General features: G+C 72.6%; 6 protein-coding genes and 1 pseudogene. 2 read left to right on the top strand and 5 right to left on the bottom strand.

Features of this window, described 5'->3' with window-relative positions; genetic code table 11:
• Nucleotides 1-562 precede the first annotated feature (562 nt).
• Entirely contained in the window at nucleotides 563-910 is a 348-nt protein-coding gene (locus ACWGDE_RS33950) for a DUF6193 family natural product biosynthesis protein (RefSeq protein ID WP_453392902.1), read from the bottom strand.
• A 602-nt stretch (nucleotides 911-1,512) separates the two neighbouring features.
• Nucleotides 1,513-2,757 (bottom strand): cytochrome P450, encoded by a 1,245-nt coding sequence (locus ACWGDE_RS33945; protein WP_453392901.1) that lies wholly within the window; start codon nucleotides 2,755-2,757, stop codon nucleotides 1,513-1,515.
• A gap of 270 nt (nucleotides 2,758-3,027) precedes the next feature.
• Here ACWGDE_RS33945 and ACWGDE_RS33940 point away from each other — a divergent pair, with 270 nt between their 5' ends.
• Nucleotides 3,028-4,197: a steroid 3-ketoacyl-CoA thiolase gene (locus ACWGDE_RS33940; RefSeq protein ID WP_243329481.1), complete on the top strand. Its 1,170-nt coding sequence runs from the start codon at nucleotides 3,028-3,030 to the stop codon at nucleotides 4,195-4,197.
• Nucleotides 4,198-4,389: 192 nt separating this feature from the next.
• On the opposite strand, the gene ACWGDE_RS33935 is transcribed toward ACWGDE_RS33940, so the two are convergent.
• The 3 genes and pseudogenes from ACWGDE_RS33935 to ACWGDE_RS33925 all read right to left on the bottom strand — a co-directional run.
• A complete protein-coding gene (locus tag ACWGDE_RS33935; RefSeq protein ID WP_453392900.1) occupies nucleotides 4,390-4,794 on the bottom strand; it encodes an aggregation-promoting factor C-terminal-like domain-containing protein in 405 nt (134 codons plus the stop codon).
• Between the two features lie 356 nt (nucleotides 4,795-5,150).
• Entirely contained in the window at nucleotides 5,151-6,041 is an 891-nt protein-coding gene (locus ACWGDE_RS33930) for an ECF transporter S component (RefSeq protein ID WP_453392899.1), read from the bottom strand.
• Nucleotides 6,038-6,802, bottom strand: a pseudogene (locus ACWGDE_RS33925) (ATP-binding cassette domain-containing protein); the annotation flags it as partial. The gene ACWGDE_RS33930 and the pseudogene ACWGDE_RS33925, both read right to left, overlap by 4 nt.
• Between ACWGDE_RS33925 and ACWGDE_RS33920 the strand changes: the two are divergent.
• Nucleotides 6,786-7,070, top strand: a complete 285-nt coding sequence (locus ACWGDE_RS33920) for a hypothetical protein (protein ID WP_453392898.1) — start codon at nucleotides 6,786-6,788, stop codon at nucleotides 7,068-7,070. The pseudogene ACWGDE_RS33925 and the gene ACWGDE_RS33920 sit on opposite strands and share 17 nt — an antisense overlap.
• The last annotated feature ends 14 nt before the right edge of the window (nucleotides 7,071-7,084 follow it).

Here is a 7,084-nt window from a genome sequence, read left to right as displayed (position 1 = left end):
CTGCGGGGCTGTCCCCCATCCACCCTTCGCCCGTTCCCCGGGGCTCCACCCCGGCCCCGCAGGGCGGCGGGCTGCGCCCGTGCCGCCTGTTCCCCGGGGCTGCGCCCGGGACCTGTCGGACGGCGGGCTGCGTCAGCGCAGTCTGCGCCCCGGACCCGTCCGACGGCGAGGCTGCGTTCGTGCTGCCGTGTTCTCAGGGCCCGTCGGGACGGGGCTGCGTTCGTGCTGGCCGTTCCCCGGGGCGCGGCCGACGACGGGGCCGCGCCGTGCGGCCTGTTGCTCGGGGCTGCGCCCGGGGCGCGTCGGGCGGCGGGGCTGCGCTTTGCCGCACGTTGCTCGGGGGCTGCGCCCGTGCCGCGTGTTCCCCGGGGCTGCGCCCCGGACCGTCCGACGGCGAGGCTGCGGCCGTGTCGCCCGTTCCGGGGCTGCGGCCGGGCCCTGTCGGACGGCGGGGTGCGCCCGTGCCCGTCTGCGCCCCGGACCGGTCCGAAGGCGAGGCTGCGTTCGAGCTCGTCGGGGTGGCGGGGCTGCGTCCGCGCGCACGGTTTCCGGGGCCGGGGCCCTACTCCGGGGGGAGGTTGGCCACTACCAGGGCTATCGCCGCAGGGGCCGTGTCGGTCTCGCCTAGGACGGTGGTCTGGCGGGGGCCGCGGACGCGGAAGCGGCCGTCGGGCAGGGGCTCGACCGCGGGGGCGGTCACGGCGAAGGGATGCCCGGAGGAGGCGCTGAACCACAGCGTGAAATGGCTGGTGTACGGGTACAGCCGGCGGAGCCGGGGCTCCTCGCCGGCGGCCTCGATGAGCGCCAGGACGCCCTGGCTCATGGGCTCGGACCCGCTCTGCTCCACCATCCGCCGCCATGTCGTCGGCAGCCGCTGCCAGCGTCTGGCGCTGGGGTCCTCAAGGTTCATCCGGGCAGTCTGGGGGCGGGATCACGCCAAAGGCAATGATCTCGACGGCGGCGAGACGGTAACGACCGACGGGTAACAAGAGGCCGTGGCAGCGGGCGCCGGCAGCAGGCCGTGAACACCGGCTCTTACGGGTGGCCCGTACGAGCCGGCCGGCAAGCGGCCGTAGGGCCTGGCAAGCGGCCTTGTCGGCGGGTCGTGTGGCCGGGCGGGGCGCTTGGCCCTGCCCGCGGGCCGAGGCCACCGGCCGCGGGACCCGGCGCTGCCGGCGGGCTCAGGCATTCGGCCGGAGTGCCCCGACCTGCCAGCGGGACAAGCCGGTCGGCTGCGGCAAGCGGCGACGGAGGCAACGGTCCGCCGCAGCATCCCGCCCTGCCGGAGGGACAAGCCAGTCGGCAACCAGCAACCGAGCGACCGCGGCAGCCGGCGACCGCAGCAGCCGAGCAGCCGCAGCAACCGGTGACCGCGGCTACCGAGCAGCCGCCGCAGCCGAGCAACCGACAGCCGCCGCACCCGAGCAACCGCCGCAGTCGAGCGGCCGCAGGGCCCAAGAGACGGCAGGGGCCGGGCGTGGGAGGTGGGGCCCCTGCCGTCCTGGAGGCGGGTCAGCCGTGGGTGACCCGCAGTTCCTTGATGCCGTTCAGCCAGGCCGCCCGCAGCCGGCGCGGGGCCTCGCCCGCGAGGTGGAGGTCGGGCAGGGCGTCGGCCAGGGCGTTGAAGATCAGGTCGATCTCCATGATGGCCAGGGACTTGCCGAGGCAGAAGTGCGGGCCGCCGCCGCCGAAGCCCAGGTGGGGGTTGGGGTCGCGGGTGATGTCGAAGCGGTCGGGGTCGGTGAAGACCTCGGGGTCGTGGTTGGCCGAGGAGTAGAACATGCCGACGCGGTCGCCCGCCTTGATCTTCTGGCCGCCCAGCTCCGTGTCCTGGGTGGCCGTGCGCTGGAAGGACACCACGGGGGTGGCCCAGCGGACGATCTCCTCCGCCGCCGTCGAGGGGCGGGTCGCCTTGTACAGCTCCCACTGCTCGGGGTGGGTCAGGAAGGCGTGCATGCCGTGGCTGATCGCATTGCGGGTGGTCTCGTTGCCCGCGACCGCCAGCAGGAGGACGAAGAAGCCGAACTCGTCGGAGCCCAGGTTGCCCTGGCCCTCGGCGGCCACCAACTGCGTGACGATGTCCTTGGCCGGGCACTCCTTGCGCGCCGCGGACAGGTTCATCGCGTAACCGATGAGCTCCATCGCCGCGTTGGCGCCGACCTCCTCGGTGATCGCGTACTCCGGGTCGTCGTACGCGATCATCTTGTTCGACCAGTCGAAGATCCGGGACCGGTCCTCCTGCGGTACGCCGATCAGCTCCGCGATGGCCTGCAGCGGAAGTTCGCACGCCACCTGCGTGACGAAGTCGAAGCTGCCGTCGGCCGAGGCCGCCACGGCCTCCGAGACGATCTTCCGGGCGCGGTCGCGCAGGGCGTCCTCCAGCCCGCGGATGGCCCGCGGGGTGAAGCCCCGCTGCACGATCTGACGTACGCGGGTGTGTTCCGGCGGATCCATGTTCAGCATGATCAGGCGCTGGGCATCTATCGCATCACGCTGGATGTGCTCGTTGAACCGGATGATCGCCGTGTTCGTCGTCGACGAGTACAACTCGGGGTGCGTGGAGACGTACTTGACGTCCGCGTGCCGGGTGACGACCCAGTACCCCTCGTCGTCGAAGCCGGTGACGCCCCGCCGCTGCGGGCACCACCAGACGGGCGCGGTCTGCCGCAACTGCGCGAACTCGGGGTAGGGGACCCGGTCCTGGAGCAAGTCCGGGTCGGTGGCGTCGAAGCCTTCGGGCAGCACGGGGCAGGTCATCGGGCGACTCCAAAGTCTGACGGCCCATCAGAAGTTGGCTTGAAGGTAGTAACGAGTTCTAGAAGTGACAAGGGGCCCCGCGCCAACTGTTGCGTGTGGAATCCGTGTAAGCCACGTGCAAGACCCTTGCGTACCGGGTCTTCTGGTCATAAGACTGCGGGGAGAACTAGAACGCGTACTAGTTCGGGTGGGGCGCCGGGACGGCCCGCCCGCCAGCTGAGGCGCGCTGTGCGCACTGGGCGCTACGCAGGAGCAGGAGAGGACGAGCTCATGGCCGCGGAACCCGTCATCGTCGAAGCCGTACGCACCCCCATCGGCAAGCGCGGGGGCGCACTCGCCAACCTTCATCCCGCCTACCTCCTCGGCGAGACCTACCGCGAACTCCTCGCCCGCACCGGCATCCAGCCCGACTGCGTCGAGCAGATCGTCGGAGGCACCGTCACCCACGCCGGCGAGCAGTCGATGAACCCCGCCCGCAACGCCTGGCTGGCCATGGGCCTCCCGTACGAGACCGCCGCGACCACCGTGGACTGTCAGTGCGGCAGCTCCCAGCAGGCCAACCACATGGTCGCCAACATGATCTCCGGCGGGGTCATGGACATCGGCATCGCCTGCGGGGTCGAGGCCATGAGCCGCGTGCCCCTGGGGTCGGGATCGAAGCACGGACCCGGCAAGCCGTTCCCGGACGAGTGGAACGTCGACCTCCCGAACCAGTTCGAGGCCGCCGAGCGCATCGCCCGCCATCGGGGCCTGACCCGTGAGGACGTGGACCGGCTGGGCGTGCTCTCGCAGGAGCGGGCCGCCGCCGCGTGGGCCGAGGAGCGGTTCAAGCGCGAGACCTTCGCCGTACAGGTGCCCACCACCGAGGCCGAGCAGGCCGCCGGCCAGGGCATGTGGAGGTTGGTCGACCGGGACGAGGGCCTGCGCGACACCTCCATGGAGGGGCTCGCCCGGCTCAAGCCGGTCATGCCGACCGCCGTGCACACCGCCGGCAACTCCTCGCAGATCTCCGACGGCGCCGCCGCCGTGATGTGGGCCTCGCGCAAGATGGCCCGCGCGCTCAAGCTGCGGCCGCGCGCCCGGATCGTCGCCCAGACGCTGGTCGGCTCAGACCCGCACTTCCATCTGGACGGGCCGATCGACGCGACGCGGGCGGTGCTCGGCAAGGCGGGCATGTCCCTGAAGGACATCGACCTCGTCGAGATCAACGAGGCCTTCGCCTCCGTCGTCCTCAGCTGGGCCCAGGTCTTCGACCAGGATCTGGAGAAGGTCAACGTCAACGGCGGCGGCATCGCGCTCGGCCACCCCGTCGGCGCCACCGGAGCCCGGCTGATCACCACCGCGCTCCACGAGCTGGAGCGGCGCGACAAGGAGTTCGCCCTGATCACCATGTGCGCGGGTGGCGCGCTGGCCACGGGCACCATCATCCAGCGGCTGTAGGCGCTGCCGCGCCGCCCTCGTATGCGGCGGCCGCGGCACCTGTCGGCCGTCCTCGGTTCCCCGTGGGATGGGATAGCCGAAGGCCCCGGTGGCCGGACCTGGGGAGGTCGGCCGCCGGGGCCTTCGCATGCGTACGTACCGGGCCCCGATGGAGGGTGGGCGCGTGCCGCGGGGTCTGCTGCCGCTGGTGGCTCAGTACCAGTGGTGGGTCTGCCAGAAGTTCCAGGCGCCGGCCGGGCTGCCGTAGCGGGAGTTCATGTACTCCAGGCCCCACTTGATCTGGGTGGCCGGGTTGGTCTTCCAGTCCGAGCCCGCCGAGGCCATCTTCGAGGCCGGCAGGGCCTGGACCAGGCCGTACGCGCCGGAGGAGGAGTTCGTGGCGGTGTGGTCCCAGCCGCTCTCGCGGGAAACGATGTTGTTGAAGGCGGCGAACTGGGCCGGGTCCTTGATCATCTGCTGGGCGATCGCCTTGGCGCTCAGCGGGGCGGCCTGCGCGGGAACCGCGGCCAGCATGGAACCGGCGACGCCCAGGGCGAGGACGGTACCCGCGAAGGTCTTCTTCGAAGCGGCGATGCGGCGGATGACGGCGTTGGACACGGATGGACCTTCCGAAGGGGACAGGGGCGGTCGCGGGCATGCCGGAGACATGCGTGAGCCACTCACGCGGAGGAGAGGGGTTCGTCGGCGGATTCGGGAGACCGGGTGCGAACCCGGGGGATCTCCGTCCGCCCTGCGACTCATCCAGTTCTACGGGGGTTCGGGGCGCCTGGCAACGACCCCTCTTACTAGTGGTCCTCGCAGGCGGGGCGGAACGACCCCCCGGTGCGCGGGTCGGTATCGGGGCAGGTGGGAGAGGGTGCACGGGGGTGCATATGGGGCGTTTAAGGACTACTATCCCGGTTCGTATGTGACCTAGGTCCTGTGGGGCGGGTCACCGCTCAGGGGCCCCGATCTCACCCTCCGTGCGCGTCCGTATCCCTTTCCGGGAAAGGTTTGCGGGCCGATCCGGCCCCCGGATCGAAGGAAACGGGGGCGTCGAACGCAGCTTTCCGTGTCGCCCGCCGCAACGCCTTCAGCAGGGTCGTGCCGAGCGTGAGCGTCAGTACGACGGTCAGCGCGGCCCGGCCCAGGTCCCAGCCCAGCGACGTCGCCAGGCAGTACGCGAGGAAGCGCGCCAGGTTCGCGGCCACCGGGTCCCCCGGGTGGAAGGAGACGCCCTGGCCCATGCCCTGAAGGATCACCCAGCCCTGCAGGTTCATGACCGTGCCGTACGCGAACGAGCCGAGGAACCCGTACAGCGCGAGCATCGCCAGCTCGGCCCGCCCCCGGATGCGGTCCGGCCCGGGCAGCAGGCCCGCGCCCAGCGAGAACCAGCCCATCGCCAGCATCTGGAACGGCATCCACGGCCCGACCCCGCCCGTGAGCAGGGCCGACGCGAACATCGTGACCGCGCCGAGGACGAAGCCGAAGCCGGGGCCGAGCACCCGGCCGCTCAGCACCATCAGGAAGAACATGGGCTCCAGGCCGGCCGTGCCCGCACCGAGGGGGCGCAGGGCCGCCCCGACGGCGGCCAGTACGCCGAGCATGGCGACGGCCTTGGCGTCCATGCCGTCGTCGGCGATGGTCGCGACGACCACGCCGACGAGGAGGGGCAGCAGGGCGGCGAAGAGCCAGGGGGCGTCCTGGGAGTGCGCGAAGCCGGACTGGCGGTCGGCGAGGAGGGGCCAGCCGAAGGCGGCGATGCCGATGAGGGTGACGAGGAGGAGGGCGGCGGCGGCGCGGGGGCCGATGCGGATGGGGCGGGTGGGGGTCGTGGGGGCCCTGCGACCGCGCGGCTTGTTCACGCGTCCCCCCGGGCGGACAGGGCCGCGGCGACCTGGGAGACCGTGAGCCAGTGGCCCGGGGCCAGGATCTTGGCGACCTGCGGTGCGAAGGCGGGGGAGGAGACGACCACCTCGGCGGTCGGCCCGTCCGCGACGACCTCGCCGCCGGCCAGGATCACCACGCGGTGGGCGAGCTCGGCGGCGAGCTCCACGTCGTGGGTGGCCATGACGATGGCGTGGCCGTCGGCGGCGAGGGCCCGCAGGACCTCGACGAGACGGGCCTTGGCGGCGTAGTCCAGACCGCGCGTCGGCTCGTCGAGCAGCAGCAGGGCCGGGCGGCCCGTCAGTACGAGGGCCAGGGCGAGGGCCAGGCGCTGGCCCTCGGACAGATCGCGCGGGTGGGTGTCGTCGGGGACGTCGGGGAGGAGCTCGCTGACGAGGGCGCGGCAGGTGCCGGGCGCGGCGTGGGCGTCGTGGTCGGCGGCGGCGCACTCGGCGGCGACGGTGTCGGCGTAGAGGAGGTCCCGGGGGTCCTGCGGGACGAGCCCGACGCGGGTCACCATCTCCCGGGGCGGGGTCCGGTGGGGGGTGCGGCCGCTGACGGTCACCTGGCCGGTGGTGGGCGCTAGCGTGCCGATGAGGGTGGCGAGGAGGGTGGACTTGCCGGCGCCGTTGCGGCCCATGAGGGCGATGGTCTCGCCGGGCGAGACCGTGAGGGTGATGTCGCGGAGGACTTCGGCGCGGGCGCGGCGGAGGCGGAGCCCGGTGACCTGGGCCACGGGGGTGGGCGTGGTGGCGCTGCTGCCGGCCCGGGTGCCACCGCCGGCCCCGGTGGTGCTGGTGGCTCCGGTGCCACCGATGGCCGCCGGGGTCGCTTCGGCCGCGGCCGGGCCCCGTCCCGGGCCCGGGACCGAGGCCGAGGCCGAGGCGTTCGGCGTACGGCGCCGAAGCAGCCGGGCGAGGCGGCCGATGCCTCACCTCGACCTCAATCCGATGGTGTACCGCAAGGACGCGCTCCAGGCGCACAACGGAAGCCACAACTTGTTGTAAACCGCGATTGGACA

The organism is Streptomyces sp. NPDC054956 (assembly GCF_053609185.1).
Note: the sequence above shows the minus strand (reverse complement) of the source record. Positions and strands in the feature narration are given on the sequence as shown.